Genomic DNA, 21,841 nt, shown 5'->3' on the forward strand with positions numbered 1-21,841 from the left:
CCTGCAAGGAAACCTCATGAGCAATACTCCCCAGAACGTGCAACTGGCGAACTTCCCCAGCCTCAAGGGCAAGCGCGTCTTCATCACCGGCGGCGGCACCGGCATCGGTGCGGCCATCGTCGAAGCGTTTGCGCAACAAGGTGCGCATGTGGCCTTCGTCGATATCGCCACCGAAGCCAGCGAAGCACTGTGCAATGACATCGCGGCGGCCGGCCACCCCAAGCCGCTGTTCCGTCATTGCGACCTGCGCGACATTCCCGCCTTCCAGGCGACCATCGCCGAGCTGCAAGGACAGCTCGGCGACTTCGACGTGCTGGTCAACAATGCCGCCAATGACCAGCGCCACAAGCTGGAAGAAGTGACGCTGGAGTACTGGAACGACCGCATCGCCATCAACCAGCGTCCGTCCTTCTTCGCCGTGCAGTCGGTGGTGGAAGGCATGAAACGCCGTGGCGGCGGTTCCATCATCAACTTCAGCTCGATCAGCTGGCACCAGTCCGGTGGCGGCTTCCCGGTCTATACCACGGCCAAGGCCTCGACCCTGGGCCTGACCCGTGGCCTGGCGCGCGACCTCGGTCCGCACAAGATCCGCGTCAATACCGTGACACCGGGCTGGGTCATGACCGAACGCCAGATCAAGCTGTGGCTGGATGAAGAAGGCAAGAAGGCGATCGCGCGCAATCAATGCCTGCAGGGTGACCTGCTGCCCTGGCACCTGGCGCGCATGGTACTGTTCCTGGCGGCGGACGACAGCGCGATGTGTACCGCGCAGGAATTCATCGTCGACGCCGGATGGGTGTGAGCGGGTTGATGAAGCGCGTCTGCGCTGCGGACCAGAAAGAGTCGCCAAATGGCGACTCTTTTTTTTGCGCAAATTTTGCGCAAACGCCAAAAGAGTGTCGAAGCGGGAAGAGAAGTGAGGCCGTTTCAGAAAAAAGCTGTATGACAGCTTGAAAAAACTTAGTTTTTTACCTGCCTGAAGTGTTGTTTTTTTGCCGCGTTTTTTTAAAGTTTTGCGTCGCGTGAATTCAGTTTTGTTCCTGCGATTCCGGCCGATTTCAGAGAGGCTTACGCTTCCTTACATTTCTTAATAAAACTCGGCGCAGGAAACCGACCCCGGCATGGCACATGCCCGGGCAGGCGGGGGAATCAGTAAATCATTTTCGCCACTTCGCGGATGGACTGCAGCACCAGGTTGGCCCCGGGCGAGAGCAGGTTGTCCTGGCGCGTGATGATGCCGAAGCCGGCCATGCGGCAGGGCAGTTCGATGGGCAGGATGTCCATCAGGCGGGCCTGGGTGTAGTAGCGCGCCACTTCGGTGGGCATGGCGTAGATGAAATCGGTCTGCTGCAGCAGGCTCGTGATGAACAGGATGGCGGTGGTGTCGACCACGTTGGAGGGCGGCGCCAGGCCTTGCTCGCGGAACATCTGGTCGCAGCGCGCGCGCAGGATGCTGCCCTTGGGGGCCATGATCCAGGCCTCGCTGGCGAGGTCGGCCAGGGTCAGGTCGGTGCGGGTGTGGAAGGGATGTCCCACCCGCGCCACGGCGCACACCGGCTCGTCGGCCAGCTCTTCATAGAGCAGGCCGCCACGGGCTTCCTCATCCAGGATGCGGCCGATGATGAAGTCCAGCTCGCCGTGCAGCAGGCGCGAGAGCAGGATGTTGCTGCTTTCCACTTCAACGCCGATGCGCAACATCGGGGCTTGTTCCTTGACCCGCGCGATGGCCGGCGGCAACAGGGCCATGCCGGGCGAGAGGATCACGCCCACATCGACCTGGCCGGACAGGCCGGACTTCAGGGCCACGATGTCCTCGTGCGCCTTGGACAGGCTGGTCAGGGCCATGCGCGCATGGCGGATCATGGCCTCGCCATAGATGGTGGGCCGCATGCCGCGCGGCAGGCGCTCGAACAGGGACACGCCCAGCATGTCTTCGAGGTCCTTGAGTTGCTTGGAAGCAGCCGGCTGCGTCATGTTCAGCTCGCTGGCGGCGCGGTGGATGTTGCGGGTGTCGTCGAGAGCGATCAGCAGCAGGAGCTGACGGGTCTTCAATCGCGCCCGCAGAAACCAGTTCGGGTCACTGTTTTTCATAAGTCTCCGGGGACGGTTTTCTAAATTTTTTCAATCGTTTTTTTATTAGGAATTGATGATATCAAATCGCATATCGGAATTGCTAAAGATTTCATTGGAAAGACATGAACTGAATACTTAGTATCTAGCCACATTCCGGGCTGTACAGGAGACAACCAGCACAGCAGCGGGATGAAAGAGAAGAAGGTCGGGCAGCATCAAAAACAACAAGTTGGGAGACTGTCAGGAGTCCGTCAGGATCCAGGGGTCTGAAGTGCAACGCTGCACGGCCAAGCCCACCGACGAAAAAAATTTTAAACGGCAATATCCACGGAGACTATTCATGAAGCAAGTGAAGCCATCCTTTATTGGAGCAAAGACCCTGTGCGCGCTCGCGCTGATGGGTGCGTTCTCGGCACAGGCGCAGGCGCAAAGCAGTGTCACCATCTACGGCCGTGTTGTGGCCGGCGTCGACTTCCTGACCAATGCCGGCGCCAACGGCACCGGTACTCGCTGGAGCGCTGCCAATAACCAATGGGGCACCAGCATGATCGGCTTCAAGGGCACGGAAGACCTGGGCGGCGGTACCAATGCCTTCTTCCTGCTGGAATCCGGTTTCAACTCGACCAAGGGCAGCTTCAACGGTTCTGATACCAGCAACGGTACCGCACTGTTCAACCGCCGTTCCTACGTCGGCCTGTCCTCGGCTTCCGCCGGTTCCATCAAGGTCGGCAAGAACCTGTTCATCAACAACGACATCTGGTACCTGGATCCGACCGGCCAACAAGCCATCGGTACTGCCAGCCTGGTCAACGGCCGCAACTGGCCGGGTGCATCGAACATCATCGAGTACAACAGCCCTGACATGGGCGGTTTCACCGTCGGCCTGCAGACCAGCCTGGGCGAAAAGCCGGGTTCGTTCAACGGTGGCGTGCCCAACGCTGGTTCCAGCGACGGCCGCAAGGACGGCATCTCGCTGGCCTACCAGAAGAACGGTCTGGAACTGCGCGTGATCTATGACACCGTGCGCGATGCGAACGGCAACTACAGCGACATCTGGAGCCACTCCAAGGAGCTGATCATCGGCGGTACCTACAAGTTCGACAAGCTGAAGATGTTCGCCGGCTGGGAAAACCTGCGCGCCAGCGACGCTGTCGCCGGTGCTCCGGATCGTGCGAACCACTACTGGGTCGGCGCGAACTATGACGTGACCCCGCAATTCCAGCTGGTCGGCGCATGGTTCCACGTCAACGCCAACAACGCTTCGGTCAATGCGGCCGGCGTGGGCAACGGCGGTGGCACCTCCAACCTGTACATGGCTGGCGTGAACTACTTCCTGTCCAAGCGTACCCTGCTGTACGTTGACGTCGGTACCGTCCGCAACGGCACCGGTGCCAGCCACCAGCTGGAAAACGGCGGCAACCTGGGCGTGTCGGGCCTGAAGCAGACCGGCGGTTACTTCGGTATCGCCCACTCGTTCTGATGCAACGAACAGCAGTAATGTAATCCTTCCTGAGGTGGTCTTGATGTAGTTGAGGGTGGGCGCAAGCCCACCCTTTTTTGTCTTTGTGGCAGACGTTTCCGGTATCTGCCGCAGTCGTGCAAAACAATTTATATTGTTTATCTTGTTTATTTCATTTTCTTGATTTGCAGGCGGAACCCCGATGAATGCGCAATTGCTGGTCGATGGACATCATGAACTGGGCGAAGGAGTACTCTGGTGCGAGCGCTCGCAGACGGTCTTCTGGACCGACATCCACGCCTCCCGCCTGTGGAACCATGATCCGGCCAGCGGTGCCACGCGCAGCTGGAGCATGCCGGAACGCCTGTGCTGCTTTGCCTTCACGGCCGATGCCCGGCGCCTGCTGATCGGGCTCGCATCGCGTCTGGCCTTCTTCGACCTGGACACCGGCAGCATCAGCCCGATCTGCCGCATCGAAGATGACCTGCCGACCACGCGGCTCAACGATGGCCGTTGCGACCGCCAGGGCCGTTTCGTCTTCGGAACATTGAACGAGGACGCAGGCCGCGACCCCATCGCCAGCTTCTATCGTCTCAATGCCGACCTCAGCCTGGAGCGCCTGGCGCTGCCGGGCATCGCCATTTCCAACAGCATCTGTTTCAGCCTCGATGGCAAGCTGATGTATCACTGCGATTCCATGGCTGGCAAGATCATGGTGTGTGATTACGACACCGACAGCGGCGCGGTCAGCCATCAGCGTGTCTTCGCCGATCTGGCGCAGCAGCCGGGCGGCCCCGATGGGTCGACCGTCGATGCGGAGGGGTACCTGTGGAATGCCCAGTGGGGTGGTGCGCGCGTGGTGCGCTTCGCGCCCGATGGCAGCATTGACCGCATCGTCGAAGTGCCGACGGCGCAGCCGTCCTGCGTGGCTTTCGGCGGGGCGGCCTTCGATACCTTGTTCGTGACCACGGCGCACGAAGGCATGAGCGCCGAACAGCGCGCGCAAGACAAGCTGGCCGGTGGCTTGTTCAGCGTGCCGCATCCCGATGTGCGCGGCTTGCCTGAAGTGCGTTTCGCCGGCTGAGGCCGTCTGCGGCGTGGGGCTTTCGCTCCCCACGCCATCCTTTCATCGGGTCCGCTTCAGGACCCGAAACTCGAATCCCCCATCAGCCGCGACAGCCGTGCCGAGATTTCCTGAACGATGCCTTGCACCTCGTCCAGGCTGGGATTGACCTTCTTGTCGATGCGTTCGATATAGGGCACGTTCAAGGCCGCCAGCATGCGGTTGTTGGCCCCCATCACCGGATAGGACAGGTTGATCACGCCGCGGATCTGCCGGCTTTCCATGCGCGAGTGGCCGCGTTTGCGCGTGTCCTCGATCTGGCGCATCAGTTGCGCTGTCCCGATTTCCTGTTCGCCATCCATGCGCACGTGCGCGGCCAGCATGCTGGCGCGTTCGGCTTCATCGCGGAAGGCCAGCAACACGTGGCCGGATGCCGTGTCGGTCAGGCTCACCAGCGCCCCGACCTTCAGTCCGAAGGCCCAGCGTTCGGGACTGTCGACCTGCGCCACCACGATCACGCGGCCCGCTTCGTAGACCGTCAGGTGGGTGGACTGCATGGAGCGATTGGCCAGCTCGCGCATGTGGGGCAGGGCGGTGCTCACCAGCGAGCGGATCGGCTGATGATGATGGGCCAGCTCAAACAGTTTCAAAGAGAGCCGGTAATGGTCGTTGTCGGCCACCAGGTAACCGCGCTGTTCCAGCGTGACCACCATGCGGAAGATTTCATTGACGCTGCGTCCCAGTTGCCGCGAGATCTGGTTCAGGGTCAGCATCTGTTCCGAGCGACTCAGCAACTCCAGGATATCCAGGCCCTTGTCCAGCGCCGGCGCGGCGTAGCGCGTCTTGCCGGCAGCGCTGTCCTCTTCGTGGTCGGCGGCCGTCTGCACGGCGGGAGCCTCGGCGGGATTGAGTTTGCGGGTTCTGGGCATGGCGTTTTCCGGGTGCGACAGGGGACGATAGATCGCAAAAGCAGGCTTTTCTGGGGCCGGATTGTAGGGGATTTTGATGAAAAATCCATTTTATTCGTAAAATAATTTTTCATGCATGATCTCTTGACCTCGCCTCGTCATCCCAAAATCGATATCGGTCAGGTCGGAAACTTCATCGGACTGGCCCGGCAATGGGAGGATAATCAAGGTTATGCTCTGGCACTCACAGATGAAATGATATTTTACTTGTGAGAGAAAACAAAAGAGGGGCCTGGCCCCGGAGACGATCACCCCAGGCTGTCCGCCACGGATGGCCAGCCGATTGCGGCACGCCACCGCAGCGGCATCCACGCTAGAGACCGATGACCAAGATTACTGCCCTGCGCGTGCTGGACGTACGCTTCCCCACTTCGCAATCGCTGGATGGGTCGGATGCAATGAATCCGGATCCGGATTACTCCGCCGCCTACGTCATCCTCGATACCGACAATGAGCAACTGAAGGGCCACGGCCTGACCTTCACCATCGGTCGCGGCAACGAGATCTGTTGTGCCGCCATCCGCGCCATGGAGCACCTGGTGGTGGGCCTGGACCTGGACTGGATCGCCGCCGACATGGGCCGCTTCTGGCGTCACGTCACCTCTGACAGCCAGCTGCGCTGGATCGGCCCGGACAAGGGCGCGATCCACCTGGCCACCGGCGCAGTGGTCAATGCCGCCTGGGACCTGTGGGCCAAGGCGGCCGGCAAGCCGGTGTGGAAGCTGGTGGCCGACATGTCGCCCGAGGAACTGGTGCGCACCATCGATTTCCGCTACATCACCGATTGCATCACCCCCGACGAAGCGCTGGCCCTGCTGCGCGAAAAGGAAGCCGGCAAGGCCGAACGCCTGCGCATCCTGGAACAGGAAGGCTATCCCTGCTACACCACCTCGGCCGGCTGGCTGGGCTATGACGACGCCAAGCTGCGCCGCCTGTGCCAGGAAGCCATCGACCAGGGCTTCAATTACGTCAAGCTCAAGGTCGGCCGCGACCTGGAAGACGACAAGCGCCGCGTGCGCATCGCCCGCGAAGTGCTGGGCCCGGACCGCAATCTGATGATCGATGCCAACCAGGTGTGGGAAGTGGATCAGGCCATCGACTGGGTCAATGAATTGGCCTTTGCGCAACCCTGGTTCATCGAGGAGCCGACCAGCCCGGATGATGTGGAGGGCCATCGCAAGATCCGCGCCGGCATCGGCGCGGTCAAGGTCGCCACCGGCGAGATGTGCCAGAACCGCGTGCTGTTCAAGCAGTTCATCATGCGCGATGCCATCGATGTGGTGCAGATCGATTCCTGCCGTCTCGGTGGCGTCAATGAAATCCTGGCCGTCATGCTGATGGCCGCGAAATATGGCAAGGTAGTCTGCCCGCATGCGGGTGGCGTGGGCCTGTGCGAATATGTGCAGCACCTGTCGATGATCGACTACCTGTGCATCTCCGGCAGCAAGGAAGGGCGCGTGACCGAATACGTGGACCACCTGCACGAACACTTCGTCGATCCCTGCGTGATCCGCAATGCGGCCTACATGCCGCCCAGCCTGCCGGGGTTTTCGATCGAAATGAAGCCCGCTTCACTGGAGCAGTACCGCTTCCGGGGTTGAGACTGCATCCACCACGACAAGATGAACGAAAACGGAGACTGATGTGGATTTGAACCTGCAAGACAAGGTCGTCATCGTGACCGGCGGCGCCTCCGGCATCGGCGGCGCGATCAGCCTGCAACTGGCCGCCGAAGGCGCGATTCCCGTGGTGTTCGCGCGCAGCGAACCGGACCCGCAGTTCTGGACCCGCCTGACCGCCCTGCAGCCGCGCGCCGCGCTGTTCCAGCTGGAATTGCAGGACGAGGCGCGCTGCGGCGAGGCCGTGGCCGAGACCGTGCGCCGCTTTGGCCGTCTCGATGGCCTGGTCAACAATGCCGGGGTCAATGACAGCGTGGGCCTGGACGCGGGGCGCAATGAATTCGTCGCTTCGCTGGAACGCAACCTGATCCACTACTATGTGATGGCACATTACTGCGTGCCGCACCTGAAGGCCACGCGCGGCGCGATCCTGAACGTCTCTTCCAAGACGGCCCTCACCGGCCAGGGCAACACCAGCGGCTATTGCGCCTCCAAGGGCGCGCAACTGTCGCTGACCCGCGAATGGGCTGCCGCCTTGCGTGATGACGGCGTGCGCGTCAATGCACTGATTCCGGCGGAAGTGATGACCCCGCTCTACGAGAAGTGGATCGCCACTTTCGAGAATCCGCAGGAGAAGCTGGACGCCATCACCAGCAAGATCCCGCTCGGCAAGCGTTTCACGACCTCCGAGGAAATGGCCGACATGGCCGTGTTCCTGCTCTCGGGCCGCTCCTCGCATACCACCGGGCAATGGGTGTTCGTCGATGGGGGCTATACCCATCTCGACCGCGCCCTGACCTGAGGCCGCCATGCGTACCGTGCTGGCCCTCGATCTGAAGGATGATCCCGCGCTGATCGCCGAGTATGAACAGCACCATCAGCGCATCTGGCCCGAGATCGCCGCCCATTTGCGCCGACAGGGCGTGACCGCGATGGAGATCCATCGTCTCGGTACGCGCATGGTGATGGTGATGGAGACCGATGATGCGGTGTTCGACGCCGCCGCCATGGCAGCGGCCAGCGAGCGTGATCCCAAGGTGCAGGCGTGGGAAGCGTTGATGTGGCGCTTCCAGGCCGCGACACCCTGGACGCCGGCCGGAGAGAAGTGGGTGCCGATGACGCGCATCTTCGATCTGTCGGCGCAGGAAGACGGGAAAGATTAAGTTTCCATTGCAGCAAAGTTTAGTTTTTTGCAAATCGCTTTCTAAGTTTTTCGCAAGGCGGTACAGTAGGTAGCAGCAGGTAGCAGCAGGCAGCACGCAAGACCGTAGTCCCCGAACAGCAGCGACCGCAGAGTCGCGCAAACGATGGCCAGGACCTGTTCCGGCCAGCACTGCATCCGCATCCGAGGTGAGCATGCAACAAGAACACGAGACACAAGCCCGCGCAGCGGCATCGGCATCGGCATCCGCTACACCGCTGATCGCCCTGCGCAATGTCAGCAAGCGCTTTCCCGGCGTGCTGGCGCTGGACAATTGCCAGTTCGAACTGGTGGCCGGCGAAGTCCACGCCCTGATGGGCGAGAACGGTGCCGGCAAATCCACGCTGATGAAGATCCTCTCCGGCGTCTACCAGCGCGACAGCGGCGACATCCTGCTCGACGGCAAACCGGTGGAGATCGCCGAGCCGCGCCAGGCGCAGGCCTTGGGCATCGGCATCATCCATCAGGAACTGAACCTGATGAATCACCTGTCGGCCGCGCAGAACATCTTCATCGGCCGCGAGCCGCGCAAGGGTTTCGGCCTCATCATCGACGAAGAGCAACTGAACCGCCAGGCCGCCGCCATCTTCGCCCGCATGCGGCTCGACATGGATCCGCGCACGCCGGTCGGCGACCTGACCGTGGCGCGCCAGCAGATGGTGGAAATCGCCAAGGCGCTGTCCTTCGATTCGCGCGTGCTCATCATGGATGAACCGACCGCCGCGCTCAACAACGCCGAAATCGCCGAACTGTTCCGCATCATCCGCGACCTGCAGGCGCAGGGTGCGGGCATCGTCTACATCTCGCACAAGATGGACGAACTGCGCCAGATCGCCGATCGCGTCAGCGTCATGCGCGATGGCAAGTACATCGCCACCGTGCCGATGCAGGGTACCTCCATGGACACCATCATTTCCATGATGGTGGGCCGCGCGCTCGATGGCGAGCAACGCTTGCCGCCCGATACCTCCGGCAATGAAGTGGTGCTGGAAGTGCGCGGACTCAATCGCGGCCGCGCCATCCGCGATGTCAGCTTCAAATTGCGCCGGGGCGAGATCCTCGGTTTCGCCGGCCTCATGGGGGCGGGCCGCACGGAAGTGGCGCGCGCCATTTTCGGTGCCGATCCGCTGGAGTCGGGCGAGATCATCATCCACGGCGGCAAGGCCGTGATCCGCCAGCCGGCCGATGCGGTGGCGCATGGCATCGGCTACCTGTCGGAAGACCGCAAGCATTTCGGATTGGCCGTGGGCATGGACGTGCAGGCCAACATCGCGCTCTCCAGCATGGGACGTTTCACCAAGGCCGGCTTCATGGACCAGCGCGCGATTCGTGAAGTGGCGCAAGGCTACGTGCGCCAGCTGGCCATCAAGACCCCCTCGGTGGAACAGCAGGCGCGCCTGCTCTCCGGCGGCAACCAGCAGAAGATCGTGATTGCCAAGTGGCTGCTGCGCGACTGCGACATCCTGTTCTTCGATGAGCCCACGCGCGGCATCGACATCGGTGCCAAGAGCGAAATCTACAAGCTGCTTGATGCGCTGGCCGAGCAGGGCAAGGCCATCGTGATGATTTCCTCCGAGTTGCCCGAGGTGCTGCGCATGAGCCATCGCATCCTGGTGATGTGCGAGGGCCGCGTGACCGGTGAACTGGCGCGTGCCGATGCCACCCAGGAAAACATCATGCAACTGGCCACGCAGCGCGAATCGGCCGTGGCGCAATAAGCGCCACCGGGCCTCCAGACATTACAAGAGAGACAGACCGATCATGGCAAACCAAATCCACTCCGCCCCTTCCGCATCCACCATGGCCAATACCGCTTCCCCCTCGGGCCTGCGCGCCCGCCTGTTCAATCCGGCCGCACGCCAGAAGCTGCTGGCCTTTGCCAGCCTGCTGCTGATGATCCTGTTCTTCAGCTTCGCCTCGCCCAACTTCATGGAGGTGGACAACCTGGTCAGCATCCTGCAGTCCACTGCCGTCAACGGCGTGCTGGCCATTGCCTGCACCTACGTGATCATCACCTCCGGCATCGATCTGTCGGTGGGCACCATGATGACCTTCTGCGCCGTCATGGCCGGGGTGGTGCTGACCAACTGGGGCATGCCGCTGCCGTTGGGCATCGCTGCGGCGATCTTCTTCGGGGCGCTCTCGGGCTGGGTTTCCGGCATGGTGATCGCCAAGCTCAAGGTGCCGCCCTTCATCGCCACGCTGGGCATGATGATGCTGTTGAAGGGCCTGTCGCTGGTGATCTCCGGCACGCGCCCGATCTACTTCAACGATACCGAGGGCTTCTCGGCCATCGCCCAGGATTCGCTGATCGGTGACCTGATTCCCTCGCTGCCGATTCCCAATGCGGTGCTGATCCTGTTCATCGTCGCCATCGGCGCCTCCGTCATCCTCAACAAGACCGTGTTCGGCCGCTATACCTTTGCCCTGGGCAGCAATGAGGAAGCGCTGCGCCTGTCGGGCGTGAAGGTGGATTTCTGGAAGGTCGCGGTCTATACCTTCTCGGGAGCCATCTGCGGCATCGCCGGCCTGATCATCGCCTCCCGCCTGAATTCGGCGCAGCCTGCGCTGGGCCAGGGTTACGAGCTGGATGCGATTGCCGCCGTTGTGATCGGCGGTACCTCGCTCTCGGGCGGAACCGGCACCATCCTCGGGACCATCATCGGTGCCTTCATCATGAGCGTGCTGGTCAACGGCCTGCGCATCATGTCGGTGGCGCAGGAATGGCAGACCGTGGTGACCGGCGTGATCATCATCCTGGCCGTGTATCTTGACATCCTGCGCCGTCGCCGCCGTGCCTGAAATGATTTCTTCGTAGCAATGCAAGCCCCGCCGGAAGCGCCATTTCCGGCACTCCATCATCGATAACAAAAGGAGACGTACCGTGTTCAAGAACAAGTTACTGGCCGCTGCCCTGGGTCTGGCCTTCGCTGTCGGCACTTCGGCTGCGCACGCGCAGGAAGTGTATGTGCCACTCATTTCCAAGGGCTTCCAGCACCAGTTCTGGCAGGCCGTGAAAGCCGGTGCCGACCAGGCCGGCAAGGACCTGAAGGTGAAGGTGACCTTCGAAGGTCCGGAAACCGAAGCCATGGTCGACAAGCAGATCGACATGCTCTCCGCCGCCCTGGCCAAGAAGCCGCAAGCCATCGGCTTTGCCGCGCTGGACAGCAAGGCGGCGATTCCGCTGCTGAAGAAGGCGCAGGCCGCCAAGATCCCGGTGGTCGCCTTTGACTCGGGCGTGGACAGCGACATCCCCGTCACCACCGCCACCACCGACAACCGTGCTGCCGCGGCACTGGCGGCCGACAAGATGGCCGAGCTGATCGGCAAGGAAGGCGAAGTCGCCGTGGTGGCACACGACCAGACCAGCCGTACCGGCGTGGATCGCCGCGATGGCTTCCTGGAGCGCATCAAGGCCAACTATCCCAAGATCAAGGTGGTCAGCGTGCAATACGGCGCGGGCGACCAGCTGAAGTCGACCGAGGTCACCAAATCCATCCTGCAGGCCTATCCCAAGATCAAGGGCGTCTTCGGTACCAACGAAGGCTCGGCCATCGGCGTGGTCAATGGTGTCAAGGAGATGAAGCGCAAGATCATCATCATCGGCTATGACTCCGGCAAGCAGCAGAAGGATGCGATCCGCGACGGCCTGATGGCTGGTGCCATCACCCAGAACCCGGTGGGGATCGGCTACAAGACCGTGGAAGCGGCGGTCAAGGCGATCAAGGGCGAGAAGCTGCCCAAGGTCATCGATACCGGCTTCTACTGGTACGACAAGAGCAACATCGATGACCCCAAGATCAAGGAAGTGCTGTACGACTGATCCGGTCTGATGTTCAGTGGTTTCCCCGGAGTGATCCGGGGAAATCCTTAAGTTTCTGCTCTCCCGTTTCTAAGTTTTCATCCAGAAAAAACTAAGAGATGCGGAGACGCTTCATTCTCCTCCTCCCTCCCGAGACCGCGCCATGAAACCCCTTCGCATCGACGCCCATCAGCATTTCTGGCGCTATCGCGCCGACGACTATCCCTGGATCGGCAAGGGCATGGAGCTGCTGGCCTGTGATCGTCTGCCAGGGCAGCTGCATCCGGTGCTGGATGCCGAAGGGCTGCATGCCTCCATTGCGGTGCAGGCCCGCGTGGGACGTGAAGAAACCGGCTTCCTGCTGGACCTGGCGCGTGCCGATCGCCGCATCGCCGGCGTGGTGGGCTGGGAGGATCTGTCTTCGCCGCACCTGGCCGCCAACGTCGCGCAGTGGGGACGGGACAAGCTGGTCGGCTTCCGTCATCAGATCCAGGATGAAGCCGACGTCACGGCCTTCGTCGAGGCCCCCGCCTTCAATGCCGGCATCAAGTGGCTGCAGCAGCAGGGCCTGGTGTATGACGTGCTGATCCATGCCCGGCAGATGGCCGAGGTGCAGGCCTTCTGTGCACGCCATGACCGCCACTGGCTGGTGCTGGATCACCTGGGCAAGCCAGCCCTCGTGGATTTCGGGCGAAGTGAAGCTTCCTTCAATGGATGGAAGCGCCAGCTGCGCGCACTGGCCGCCATGCCGCATGTGGCCTGCAAGTTGTCGGGGCTGGTCACCGAGGCGGATTGGCTGCGCGGATTGCGACAGAAGGATTACGACAATATTGCCCTGTGCCTGGATACGGCGCTGGAAGCCTTCGGGCCGCAGCGCCTGATGTTTGGCTCGGACTGGCCGGTGTGTCTGCTGGCTGCGTCCTATGCGACGGTGGCGGGCGTGGTCCGCGAGTGGGCGGCCACGCGCCTGTCGGCAGCGGAACAAGAGCAGCTATGGGGCGGGACCGCAGCGCGCTGCTACGGTTTGTAATACAGCAGAGCAGAAGAGGGCGGGTACCGCTGCTGGCCGCGGCGTGCCTGCCCTTTACTTCGTGAAGCCGTTGAAGGCCACGTGCAGCATGTATTTCACGATCTCGTCGCTGCTCATCTTGCTGAACTTCTGCAGGTAATCCACGGCCGGGTCACAGGTGCGGGCGTAGTAGCTGTACAACACCACATCACTGGGCAGGGCGGCATCGATCTCGCCGTTTTTCTGCGCCTCCTTCACCAGCTTTTCCAGTTGCCCGTTCAGCTTGAGCACGCGCATGACGTATTTCACGTTGCGCATGAGCATCTCGCGCACATGCGCGCTGGTCGAGGGCAGGAAGGGCAGACCCCCCTCCAGGCGCACCCGCAGCGCCCATTCCAGCATCGCTTCGAGCTTGCCGCGCGGGCTGGGAATCGGCTCCAGCTGCGCCAGCTGGTCGATCGCCCCGTCGACGAGACGGATCATGGTCTCGCCGATCAGCTCTTCCTTGGACTTGAAATGCTTGTACAGGCTGGGCTTGGAGATGCCCACTGCACCGGCCACGTCGTCCATGGTCATCAGGTCATAGCCCTTGCTGCCCAGTACGGACGTGGCGGCATCCAGGATGGCGTTCTCCCGTAATTTGTAGGCTTGGTCCTTGAAGCTCAGTTTGCCGAAAATACTCATTGGTAGCTTAAGTTACTAATTAGTAGATTTTATTTTTCTTTGGTAGTAATCTTAGCACCTAAATCAAGGATGAGAAGCAAATAAGCGGCGCAAGCGGCCAAAAAGGTCCGCGGCAAGCGCCGCCCCGGTCACCAAAGCAGCACGGGCCAGCAGGGCAGGGAAACATTCCCATGGACTGGCAACGGCAGAACTTCAATAACAAAGACATAGGCGGGCAAGTTTTCATGAATCCAAACGCAGCAGCCATCGAGCAGGGCACAGGACAGCGAATCGCCGTCATCGGGGCCGGTATTTCCGGCCTGGCGAGCGCCTACCTGCTGGCGCGCAAGCATCAGGTCGTGCTGTTCGAGTCCGCCCCGACGCTGGGCGGCCATGCCAATACCGTGGAGATCGCGCCGGAGGGCGTCCCCTTCCCGGTTGATACCGGGTTCCTGGTCTTCAATGACTGGACCTATCCCAACCTGATCGCGCTGTTCGAGGAGCTGAAGGTCGAGACCTACGATACCGACATGTCCTTCGGCGTCTCGATGGATGAAGGCAGTTTCGAATGGGCCGGCACCAATCTGGATACCGTCTTCGCCCAGCGCAAGCGGCTGCTGCAGCCGTCCTTCCTGGGCATGTTGCGTGACATCCTGCGCTTCAATCGTAGCGCGCACGCCAACCTGGCCGCCTGCGAAGGGCGTCCGGTGACCTTGCGGCAGTTGCTGGAAGAGGGCGGCTATGGCGTCCTCTTCGGTGATGCCTATCTGATCCCGATGGCGGCGGCGATCTGGTCCAGCTCGCCCTCGGACATTCTCGATTTCCCGGCGGCGACCTTCCTGCGCTTCTGCATCAATCACGGCCTGCTGCAGGTCAACAACCGTCCGCGCTGGCGCACCGTGCGCGGCGGTTCGCGCGAATACGTGCGCCGCATCGCCGCCACCCTTGACGATGTGCGCCTGGGCAGCCGCCTCATCAGCGTTACCCGCAACGAGCAGGGCGTGCTGGTGCGCAGTGGCGGTGCCGAGCCGCGCGAGGAACAGTTCGACGCGGTAGTCTTCGCCACCCACGCACCGCAGACCCTGGCGCTGCTGCAGGACGCCACCATCGAAGAACATCAGGTGCTGTCGGCCGTGCGTTATCAGGCCAATACCGCCTGGCTGCACAGCGACGTCTCGCTCATGCCGCAACTGGACAAGGTCTGGTCGGCCTGGAATTACCTTGGTTCGCGCCACAGCGATGGCAGCCGCGCGGTGTGCGTGAGCTACTGGCTCAACCGCCTGCAGGATCTGCCCTGCAAGACCGACATCGTGCTCACCCTGAATCCGCCCCAGCCACCCAACCCGGCGACGGTGATGGGGCGTTTCGATTACGAGCATCCGGTCTTCGACCAGCCCGCCATCGATGCCCAGCGCCGCCTGCCGGAGATCCAGGGCAAGCATCGTGCGTGGTTCGCCGGTGCGTGGACCGGTTACGGCTTCCATGAAGATGGCCTGAAATCCGCTCTGCGCGTGATCCGGGACTTCGGCGTGACGCCGGATTGGGCTGTGCTATGAGCACTTCGCTGACCTCCCGCACCGACGCGCCCGCGCTGTTGTTGAGCGGGCAGGTGATGCATCAGCGTTTGCGTCCGGTGCTGCACAAGTTCGTCTATCCGGTGTTCTGCGTGCGCCTCGATCTGGCGCGCCTCAACGAAGCGGGCAATGCCTGGTTCGGCGTGGATCGCCGCCGCCTGATGTGCGTGCGCACGCGCGACTATGGTCCGCGCGATGGCAGCGATCTCGCCAGCTGGGTGCGCGGTCATCTGCAACAGGCCGGGCTGCCGCACGATGGCGCGATCTGGCTGCAGACCTTTCCGAGGCTGTTCGGCTTCGTCTTCAATCCGGTCAGCTTCTTCCTGTGCCATGACCGTGAAGGTCAGCTGCGGGCGGTGCTGGCCGAGGTCAACAACACCTTTGGCGAGACCCAGCACTACCTGCTGTCGGCCCCCGGACAGGGCGTCATCGACGAGCACACGCGGCTGGTCTGCAACAAGCTCATGCATGTATCGCCCTTCTGCGAGGTGAGCGGTTTCTATCGTTTCCGCTTTCGCGACCAGGCACGGCATGAGGACGCGGGCGGGAATACCGCCTTCGTCGGCATCGACTATTACGACCACGGCCATCCGTCGGAAGTGGCGCAGGGTTTGCAACCCCTGATGCGCACCTCGGTCGGCGGCCATCTGCATCCCCTGACCGCGGCCACGGCCTTCGGCGCGCTGTGTGCGCAGCCGTTCCTGACGCTGGGCGTGGTCGTCCGTATCCACTGGCAGGCCTTGCTGTTGTGGCGCAAGCGCGTGCCCTGGTTCAGCAAGCCCGAGCGCGTCGCAGCCGCAGGTACTTCTTCTGGAAAGGAAACCCTATCGTGAATCGTATCCCCGCATTGCAGACTACCGGCCGCCGCGCCGGCCCGATTTCGGCCCGCCTGTTCCTGGCGATGCTGGAGCGCCTCAGCCACGGCCACCTGGAACTGATCACACCGCACGGCACCACGCTGACCTTCGGCGATCTGCGCCAGCCGCCCAGCGCGCAACTGCGCATCCTCGACTGGCGCGCCTGCGCTGCCATCCTGCGCGCCGGTGACATCGGTTTCGGCGAAGCCTACGGCAATGGCTGGGTGGAAACGCCCGACCTGGCCGCGCTGCTGCGCCTGGCCATGCGCAACCGTGCGATGCTCGCCAGCGCGGTCGAAGGCGGACGCCTGGCCTCGCTGTGGTACCGCCTGCGCCACCTGCTGCGCTCCAACACACGCAGCGGCAGCCGCCGGAACATCCATGCGCATTACGACCTGGGCAATGATTTCTATCGCCTGTGGCTGGACCCGACCATGACCTATTCGTCGGCCATCTTCACCGAGCCCTGCCAGAGCCTGGCCTCGGCGCAGGCCGCCAAGTATCAGCGCATCGTTGACCAGCTTGGCTTGCAGGCGGGCGATCGCGTGCTGGAAATCGGCTGCGGCTGGGGCGGCTTTGCCGAACATGCGGCGCGCCTGGGCATCCGTGTGCATGGCGTGACGATCTCGCCGTCGCAGCTGGCTTTTGGCCAGGAGCGCATGCGCCACCAGCAGCTCGATCATCTGGCGCATCTGGAACTGTGCGACTACCGCGATCTGGATGGGAAATACGATGCCATCGTGTCCATCGAAATGTTCGAAGCCGTCGGCGAGCGTTTCTGGCAGACGTATTTCGATACCGTGTCGGCCCGCCTGAAACCCGGTGGCCGTGCGCTGATCCAGTCGATCACCATCGATGAAGCGGTGTTCGAACGCTATCGCGACAGCGCCGACTTCATCCGCGAATTCATCTTCCCTGGCGGCATGCTGCCCAGCCATGAGCGCTTCTCGCGCTGCGCGCTGCGCGCCGGCCTGACCACGCGTGACCGCTTCCATTTCGGACGTGATTACGCCGAGACCCTGCGCCGCTGGAACGACGCCTTCCAGGCCCAGCGCGAGACCATCGCCGCGCAAGGTTTCGATGAGCGTTTCCGCCGCCTGTGGCAGCTGTATTACGTGTTCTGCGAAGTGGGCTTCGATGAAGGCCAGACCGATGTGGTGCAGTTCCTCTTGCAAAAGGAGTGAGTCATGAATGCCAAGCTGATGCGCACGGGCCTGCCCGCGCGGCTGTGGAAGGGGATCGCGCTGGCGCTGCTGGCGCTGGTGCTCGGTGGCTGCGCCTCGCAGCAGATATCGGACTACGCCGCCAAGACGCCGGTGTTCGATCCGGCGGTGTTCTTCAAGGGCCGCACTGAGGCCTGGGGCATGTTCCAGAAGCGCGGTGGCGAAGTGGCGCGGCGTTTCCATGTGGTCGTGACCGGTACCGTGGACGGCAACACGCTGACGCTGGACGAGCGTTTCCGCTATGACGACGGCGAGACCCAGACCCGCGTCTGGACCTTGGTGCGCCAGCCCGACAACAGCTGGCGCGGCCGTGCCGGTGACGTCATCGGCGAGGCCATCGGTCACACCGCCGGCAATGCCTTGCACTGGAATTACACGCTGCTGCTGCCGGTCAATGACAAGCAATACGAAGTCCAGATGGATGACTGGATGTACCAGATGGATGAACGCACCCTCATCAACCGCACCAGCATGAGCAAGTTTGGTGTGGAAGTGGGCCAGGTCACGTTGTTCTTCCGCAAGGAGGGTGTATGAATACCCAGTCCAAGCCCCTGCCCAAGGAGGCTGCCGGAGCCGCCGGCGAGCGTGCTCCGATCTCGCGCCCCGCCGTGTTGTTCGGCCCGATGAACCAGCCGGTCAGTGACCTGCGCGGCCTGCGCATCTGGCTGGTCGGTGCCTCCAGCGGCATTGGTGCCGAACTGGCGCGCCAGGCGCTGCAGGCAGGTGCCCGCGTGGCCTTGTCGGCGCGCCGTGCGGACGTATTGCAGGAGGTCGCGGCAGCCCACAAGAATGCCTTCATCGCGCCGCTGGATGTGCTTTGCCACGATGCCTGGCGCGACCAGCATGCGCGCATCGTTGAGGCCTTCGGCGGTGTTGACCTGCTGGTGTTCTGCGCGGCCAAGTATCGCCCGGAGCGCACATGGGAGGTTCAGGAGGAGGAAGCCGAGCACACCTTGCGCACCAACGTCGCCAGTGTGTATTCGGCGCTGGGTGCGGCGCTGCCCGACATGCTGGCACGTGGCAGCGGCGGCATCGCGCTGGTGGCCAGCGTGGCCGGCTATGTGGGGCTGCCGGGCGCGACCGTATATGGTCCCGGCAAGGCGGCGCTGATCAATCTTGCGGAAATTCTTTATAGCGATTTGCGGCCCAAGGGGTTGAACGTGTATCTGGTCAATCCGGGCTTCGTGAAGACCGACCTGACCGACAAGAATGATTTCCCCATGCCGGCCATCCAGACGCCGCAGCAGGCAGCCACCGCCATCTGGCGCGGAATCTCCGAAGGCCGCTTCGAGATCCACTTCCCACGGCGCTTCACGGCCTGGCTGAAGATACTGCGCCTGCTGCCGTTCCGGCTGCGCTTCATGCTGTTCCAGCGCTTCATGCTGAGCTGACCATGCAGCATCTTGACCGCTTGCTGGACTGGTATGGCGCGCTGGATCGCAGCAGCCTGGAACGGATTGGGGAATTTTATTCGCCGGAGGCTCTGTTCAAGGATCCTTTCAATGACATCAAGGGCCTGCGATCCATCCGCGCCATCTTTGCGCACATGTTCGAGACCACGGAGGATCCGCGCTTCGTGATTCTGGAACGCATGGGGCAGGGTGAGCAGGCCTTTGCCACCTGGCGTTTCGAGTTTCGGCTGAAGGGCCGCTTCTACACGGTGCTGGGGGCGACGCATTTCCGCTTCGATGCGGCGGGCCTGGTGACCGAGCATCGCGATTACTGGGATGCGGCTGAAGAGCTGTGGCAGAAATTGCCGGTCATTGGCGGGCCGGTGAAGTGGTTGCGGGGGAAGTTCAGGGCGACCACTTATTGATGGCGCGTCTGGTCTGTTCTGCCCGGAGCTGGCAACTTCTCAATGCCCCGTGTGTGGAAATTAATTCCACAATGCCGCCTGTCGATTCGCGTACCGGGTGCCAGTCAGGAACGGAATCAAGCGACTGACTGCAGGTCCGACTCTAAGGGCCATGCCGGATGCACCTACTGCGCGCTCTGCGGCAACTGCCGCAAGGCTTGCAATGAGGGCATCGCATTCCACGCCATCAAGGCCGCTTCCTGCTGCGGCCCATTGGCTTGCAACCATTGCGCCATGTCGTTGCCAGCCTGCTGCCCATAGATCCGATGTGAATGAATGAGGATGAAACCCGTCCCCTCCACCAGCACGAAGCGCGCGAAGACTGCCTCCAGAAAACCCGGATTGCCCAGCACTGCTGCGATGTAGTGTTCGGCGGGCCGGGTGTCGGAGCGGGGCAGCGAATTGATGCGGACCACCTTGCCCGCCGCCTGGTAGCGCTTGAGCACGAGGTTGGCAAGCTGCGCCAGTTTGTCGCCGTCGGTGGCCTGCTCGACGACATTGATGGTGACCATGTCGGTCCAGTGGTTCAAGTCCGTTTCCGCAGGTGGCGTAAATTCGTTCTGGCCATTCTTTGACCAGCGATGCACGTAGTTGACGTTGTCGAACGTCAATGCCTCAGCGCCGGCGGCCAGCGCCAGTGCAGGAATCAGGGTCAGGATCGCGGCGATGTTGCGCAGCGGGCGTAGCAGGAAAGTGGTTTGAGGCATGGCGAACTCCTTGTTCTTGCAGGAGGGAATTATAAGTTGACCGCCGCGCACTTGCCGTCAATCCGTCGTGCTCGGCGTCCAGAACGCCTGCTTCACGGCAGGCAAGGCCAGCAGACGTTCCACCAGCGCATCGAGTTCATCGCCATCCACGGAGGTCGCCGCCAGGGTGGCTTCGATTTCCACTTCATCCTCCGTAAAGGGCCGCACATCCAGTCCATGCGTAGGATGGCGGCTCTGTTCCAGCATGTCGGTGACGGCCATGAGCACGCGCTTCTGGTGCGCGCTTTCCACGATCAGGTGGATGGTGTTGGTCACTTCCACCGAAGGCACATCCAGCGGCTTGCGGTTGATGGTGTTGACCACCGGGCGCAGCAGGGTATTGGCGGCCAGCACGAAGATGGTGGCCAGGATCGCTTCCAGGATCAGGTCGGCCCCCGCCGCTGCTCCCACTGCGGCCGAGCCCCACAAGGTGGCCGCAGTATTGATGCCGCGCACATTGCCTTCCTCGCGCATGATCGCGCCCGCGCCAAGGAAGCCCACGCCCGAAACCACATAAGCCACCACATGCACCGCCCCTTCGTGACCGCCCATGCGATTGGCCATGTCGACGAAGACCGCCGCGCCCAGGGCCACCAGCACATTGGTGCGCAGGCCGGCAGTGCGTTGCCGGTACTGGCGTTCCAGCCCGATCAGGCCACCCAGGATGAAGGCGGCGGTGAGGCTGATCGAGGTATCGAGCAGGGATTCGAGATTGATGTTGGCGATGATTTGCATGGGACTTCCGGTACGTTCATGAGGCCGCACGAGGGCCGGGCTGCGCAATGGTGCGCGATGATGCCCCAGAAATGCAACAGGGACATGACAAATTCCGGATCATCCATTGCGCTTCTCGTCCCCTGCACGCGGCATCGACACGAACTACAATCGCCAATCCCGTGCGAGAGGTCGAATTTTCCGCGCGGCAAGATCACTTATCCACAAGGAGTTTCCATGAGCAGCAAAGTAGCCCTGATCACCGCCGCCGGCAGCGGCATGGGTGCCGCCGCCGCGCGCCGCCTGGCGGCCGATGGCTTCCAGGTCGGCATCCTGTCTTCCTCCGGCCGTGGCGAGGCGCTGGCCGCCGAGCTGGGCGGCATCGGCGTGACCGGCTCGAACCAGTCTGTGGACGACCTGCAAAAACTGGTCGACCAGGCCGTGGCCCGCTGGGGCCGCGTGGATGTGCTGGTCAACAGCGCCGGCCATGGTCCGCGCGCTCCCATCCTCGACATTACCGACGAAGACTGGCATCGCGGCATGGAGACCTACCTGCTCAACGTCATCCGTCCCACGCGCCTGGTGACGCCGCTGATGCAGGCACAGGGTGGCGGGGCCATCATCAACATCTCGTCGGCCTGGGCCTTCGAACCCTCCGACATGTTCCCGACCTCGGCCGTATTTCGTGCCGGGCTGGCCGCGTTCACCAAGCTCTTCGCCGACAAGTACGCGCCGGAAAACATCCGCATCAACAACGTCCTGCCGGGCTGGATCGACAGCCTGCCACAACGTGAGGAACGCCGCGCCGGCGTGCCCATGCAGCGCTATGGCACCAGCGAGGAAGTGGCCGCGACCATCGCCTTCCTGGCTTCCTCCGGTGCGGGCTACATCACCGGCCAGAACATCAAGGTCGATGGCGGATTGATGCGTTCGGTGTAATACAGCCATCCCCACCGACACGACGGCCCTGCTTTGCAGGGCCGTTTTGCTGCGCGGCATCGTGTTTCATTCTCCA

General features: G+C 62.4%; 22 protein-coding genes. 17 read left to right on the forward strand and 5 right to left on the reverse strand.

The genetic code is table 11. From position 1 onward, the window contains the following. Positions 1 to 16 precede the first annotated feature (16 nt). Positions 17 to 802, forward strand: coding sequence for an SDR family oxidoreductase (locus tag JOD78_RS12770; RefSeq protein WP_039789823.1), 786 nt, complete (start codon positions 17 to 19; stop codon positions 800 to 802). Between the two features lie 347 nt (positions 803 to 1,149). Here JOD78_RS12770 and JOD78_RS12775 read toward each other — a convergent pair whose 3' ends face one another. Further along, positions 1,150 to 2,091 carry a LysR family transcriptional regulator gene (locus tag JOD78_RS12775; protein ID WP_039789102.1) on the reverse strand — a complete coding sequence of 314 codons (942 nt, stop codon included), beginning with the start codon at positions 2,089 to 2,091 and terminating at the stop codon, positions 1,150 to 1,152. A gap of 322 nt (positions 2,092 to 2,413) precedes the next feature. Between JOD78_RS12775 and JOD78_RS12780 the strand changes: the two genes are divergently transcribed. After that, a complete protein-coding gene (locus tag JOD78_RS12780; protein ID WP_121044375.1) occupies positions 2,414 to 3,553 on the forward strand; it encodes a porin in 1,140 nt (379 codons plus the stop codon). 181 nt (positions 3,554 to 3,734) lie between these two features. Then, positions 3,735 to 4,616: an SMP-30/gluconolactonase/LRE family protein gene (locus JOD78_RS12785; RefSeq protein WP_134137214.1), complete on the forward strand. Its 882-nt coding sequence runs from the start codon at positions 3,735 to 3,737 to the stop codon at positions 4,614 to 4,616. A gap of 56 nt (positions 4,617 to 4,672) precedes the next feature. Here the strand turns inward: JOD78_RS12785 and JOD78_RS12790 are convergent, their stop codons facing one another. Continuing rightward, on the reverse strand, positions 4,673 to 5,524 hold the full coding sequence (locus JOD78_RS12790; RefSeq protein WP_134137212.1) for an IclR family transcriptional regulator: 852 nt from the start codon (positions 5,522 to 5,524) through the stop codon (positions 4,673 to 4,675). A 362-nt stretch (positions 5,525 to 5,886) separates the two neighbouring features. Here JOD78_RS12790 and JOD78_RS12795 point away from each other — a divergent pair, with 362 nt between their 5' ends. The 7 genes from JOD78_RS12795 (at position 5,887) to JOD78_RS12825 (ending at position 13,215) form a co-directional block, all read left to right on the forward strand. Further along, on the forward strand, positions 5,887 to 7,164 hold the full coding sequence (locus tag JOD78_RS12795; RefSeq protein WP_121044366.1) for an L-fuconate dehydratase: 1,278 nt from the start codon (positions 5,887 to 5,889) through the stop codon (positions 7,162 to 7,164). 43 nt (positions 7,165 to 7,207) lie between these two features. Next, the gene (locus JOD78_RS12800) at positions 7,208 to 7,984 is read left to right on the forward strand and encodes an SDR family oxidoreductase (RefSeq protein ID WP_134137211.1); all 777 of its coding nucleotides are present in this window, start codon (positions 7,208 to 7,210) and stop codon (positions 7,982 to 7,984) included. Positions 7,985 to 7,991: 7 nt separating this feature from the next. Next, positions 7,992 to 8,345: an L-rhamnose mutarotase gene (locus JOD78_RS12805; protein ID WP_209567814.1), complete on the forward strand. Its 354-nt coding sequence runs from the start codon at positions 7,992 to 7,994 to the stop codon at positions 8,343 to 8,345. Between the two features lie 193 nt (positions 8,346 to 8,538). Continuing rightward, the gene (locus JOD78_RS12810; protein WP_209567812.1) at positions 8,539 to 10,101 is read left to right on the forward strand and encodes a sugar ABC transporter ATP-binding protein; all 1,563 of its coding nucleotides are present in this window, start codon (positions 8,539 to 8,541) and stop codon (positions 10,099 to 10,101) included. A 43-nt stretch (positions 10,102 to 10,144) separates the two neighbouring features. After that, positions 10,145 to 11,185, forward strand: coding sequence for an ABC transporter permease (locus JOD78_RS12815; RefSeq protein WP_121044357.1), 1,041 nt, complete (start codon positions 10,145 to 10,147; stop codon positions 11,183 to 11,185). 82 nt (positions 11,186 to 11,267) lie between these two features. Further along, entirely contained in the window at positions 11,268 to 12,206 is a 939-nt protein-coding gene (locus tag JOD78_RS12820) for an ABC transporter substrate-binding protein (protein WP_121044353.1), read from the forward strand. A 142-nt stretch (positions 12,207 to 12,348) separates the two neighbouring features. Then, positions 12,349 to 13,215, forward strand: coding sequence for an amidohydrolase family protein (locus JOD78_RS12825; protein ID WP_134221523.1), 867 nt, complete (start codon positions 12,349 to 12,351; stop codon positions 13,213 to 13,215). Between the two features lie 54 nt (positions 13,216 to 13,269). Here the strand turns inward: JOD78_RS12825 and JOD78_RS12830 are convergent, their stop codons facing one another. Next, positions 13,270 to 13,878 (reverse strand): TetR/AcrR family transcriptional regulator, encoded by a 609-nt coding sequence (locus tag JOD78_RS12830; RefSeq protein WP_121044346.1) that lies wholly within the window; start codon positions 13,876 to 13,878, stop codon positions 13,270 to 13,272. A 224-nt stretch (positions 13,879 to 14,102) separates the two neighbouring features. Between JOD78_RS12830 and JOD78_RS12835 the strand changes: the two genes are divergently transcribed. From JOD78_RS12835 to JOD78_RS12860, 6 genes are read left to right on the forward strand one after another with little or no spacing between them, the layout of a single operon-like run. Beyond that, positions 14,103 to 15,413: an FAD-dependent oxidoreductase gene (locus tag JOD78_RS12835; RefSeq protein ID WP_204724965.1), complete on the forward strand. Its 1,311-nt coding sequence runs from the start codon at positions 14,103 to 14,105 to the stop codon at positions 15,411 to 15,413. Next, positions 15,410 to 16,264 (forward strand): DUF1365 domain-containing protein, encoded by an 855-nt coding sequence (locus JOD78_RS12840; RefSeq protein WP_209567811.1) that lies wholly within the window; start codon positions 15,410 to 15,412, stop codon positions 16,262 to 16,264. The genes JOD78_RS12835 and JOD78_RS12840 overlap by 4 nt, the downstream gene beginning before the upstream one ends. Further along, the gene (locus tag JOD78_RS12845; RefSeq protein WP_209567809.1) at positions 16,261 to 17,472 is read left to right on the forward strand and encodes a cyclopropane-fatty-acyl-phospholipid synthase family protein; all 1,212 of its coding nucleotides are present in this window, start codon (positions 16,261 to 16,263) and stop codon (positions 17,470 to 17,472) included. Before JOD78_RS12840 ends, JOD78_RS12845 begins: the two co-directional genes overlap by 4 nt. 3 nt (positions 17,473 to 17,475) lie before the next feature. Beyond that, entirely contained in the window at positions 17,476 to 18,045 is a 570-nt protein-coding gene (locus tag JOD78_RS12850) for a DUF3833 domain-containing protein (protein WP_121044334.1), read from the forward strand. After that, entirely contained in the window at positions 18,042 to 18,902 is an 861-nt protein-coding gene (locus JOD78_RS12855; protein WP_034340269.1) for an SDR family NAD(P)-dependent oxidoreductase, read from the forward strand. Before JOD78_RS12850 ends, JOD78_RS12855 begins: the two co-directional genes overlap by 4 nt. Before the next feature lie 2 nt (positions 18,903 to 18,904). Next, entirely contained in the window at positions 18,905 to 19,327 is a 423-nt protein-coding gene (locus JOD78_RS12860) for a nuclear transport factor 2 family protein (RefSeq protein ID WP_039789077.1), read from the forward strand. Positions 19,328 to 19,491: 164 nt separating this feature from the next. On the opposite strand, the gene JOD78_RS12865 is transcribed toward JOD78_RS12860, so the two are convergent. Continuing rightward, a complete protein-coding gene (locus JOD78_RS12865; protein ID WP_209567807.1) occupies positions 19,492 to 20,073 on the reverse strand; it encodes a hypothetical protein in 582 nt (193 codons plus the stop codon). A gap of 57 nt (positions 20,074 to 20,130) precedes the next feature. After that, positions 20,131 to 20,847, reverse strand: a complete 717-nt coding sequence (locus JOD78_RS12870) for an MgtC/SapB family protein (RefSeq protein ID WP_121044325.1) — start codon at positions 20,845 to 20,847, stop codon at positions 20,131 to 20,133. 216 nt (positions 20,848 to 21,063) lie between these two features. On the opposite strand from JOD78_RS12870, the gene JOD78_RS12875 reads away from it, so the two are divergent. Then, on the forward strand, positions 21,064 to 21,765 hold the full coding sequence (locus JOD78_RS12875; RefSeq protein WP_034340273.1) for an SDR family oxidoreductase: 702 nt from the start codon (positions 21,064 to 21,066) through the stop codon (positions 21,763 to 21,765). Positions 21,766 to 21,841: the final 76 nt, after the last annotated feature.

Origin of the sequence: Herbaspirillum sp. 1130 (assembly GCF_017833835.1) — a bacterium.
In the GTDB taxonomy this organism is placed as follows: Bacteria; Pseudomonadota; Gammaproteobacteria; order Burkholderiales; family Burkholderiaceae_D; genus Herbaspirillum; species Herbaspirillum huttiense.

Bases quoted from the DNA above. Each gene is read 5' to 3' on its own strand.
- JOD78_RS12770 (WP_039789823.1), top strand. From the start codon at position 17: ATGAGCAATACTCCCCAGAACGTGCAACTGGCGAACTTCCCCAGCCTC.
- JOD78_RS12775 (WP_039789102.1), bottom strand. From the start codon at position 2,091: ATGAAAAACAGTGACCCGAACTGGTTTCTGCGGGCGCGATTGAAGACC.
- JOD78_RS12780 (WP_121044375.1), top strand. From the start codon at position 2,414: ATGAAGCAAGTGAAGCCATCCTTTATTGGAGCAAAGACCCTGTGCGCG.
- JOD78_RS12785 (WP_134137214.1), top strand. From the start codon at position 3,735: ATGAATGCGCAATTGCTGGTCGATGGACATCATGAACTGGGCGAAGGA.
- JOD78_RS12790 (WP_134137212.1), bottom strand. From the start codon at position 5,524: ATGCCCAGAACCCGCAAACTCAATCCCGCCGAGGCTCCCGCCGTGCAG.
- JOD78_RS12795 (WP_121044366.1), top strand. From the start codon at position 5,887: ATGACCAAGATTACTGCCCTGCGCGTGCTGGACGTACGCTTCCCCACT.
- JOD78_RS12805 (WP_209567814.1), top strand. From the start codon at position 7,992: ATGCGTACCGTGCTGGCCCTCGATCTGAAGGATGATCCCGCGCTGATC.
- JOD78_RS12810 (WP_209567812.1), top strand. From the start codon at position 8,539: ATGCAACAAGAACACGAGACACAAGCCCGCGCAGCGGCATCGGCATCG.
- JOD78_RS12815 (WP_121044357.1), top strand. From the start codon at position 10,145: ATGGCAAACCAAATCCACTCCGCCCCTTCCGCATCCACCATGGCCAAT.
- JOD78_RS12825 (WP_134221523.1), top strand. From the start codon at position 12,349: ATGAAACCCCTTCGCATCGACGCCCATCAGCATTTCTGGCGCTATCGC.
- JOD78_RS12830 (WP_121044346.1), bottom strand. From the start codon at position 13,878: ATGAGTATTTTCGGCAAACTGAGCTTCAAGGACCAAGCCTACAAATTA.
- JOD78_RS12835 (WP_204724965.1), top strand. From the start codon at position 14,103: ATGAATCCAAACGCAGCAGCCATCGAGCAGGGCACAGGACAGCGAATC.
- JOD78_RS12840 (WP_209567811.1), top strand. From the start codon at position 15,410: ATGAGCACTTCGCTGACCTCCCGCACCGACGCGCCCGCGCTGTTGTTG.
- JOD78_RS12850 (WP_121044334.1), top strand. From the start codon at position 17,476: ATGAATGCCAAGCTGATGCGCACGGGCCTGCCCGCGCGGCTGTGGAAG.
- JOD78_RS12855 (WP_034340269.1), top strand. From the start codon at position 18,042: ATGAATACCCAGTCCAAGCCCCTGCCCAAGGAGGCTGCCGGAGCCGCC.
- JOD78_RS12860 (WP_039789077.1), top strand. From the start codon at position 18,905: ATGCAGCATCTTGACCGCTTGCTGGACTGGTATGGCGCGCTGGATCGC.
- JOD78_RS12865 (WP_209567807.1), bottom strand. From the start codon at position 20,073: ATGCCTCAAACCACTTTCCTGCTACGCCCGCTGCGCAACATCGCCGCG.
- JOD78_RS12870 (WP_121044325.1), bottom strand. From the start codon at position 20,847: ATGCAAATCATCGCCAACATCAATCTCGAATCCCTGCTCGATACCTCG.
- JOD78_RS12875 (WP_034340273.1), top strand. From the start codon at position 21,064: ATGAGCAGCAAAGTAGCCCTGATCACCGCCGCCGGCAGCGGCATGGGT.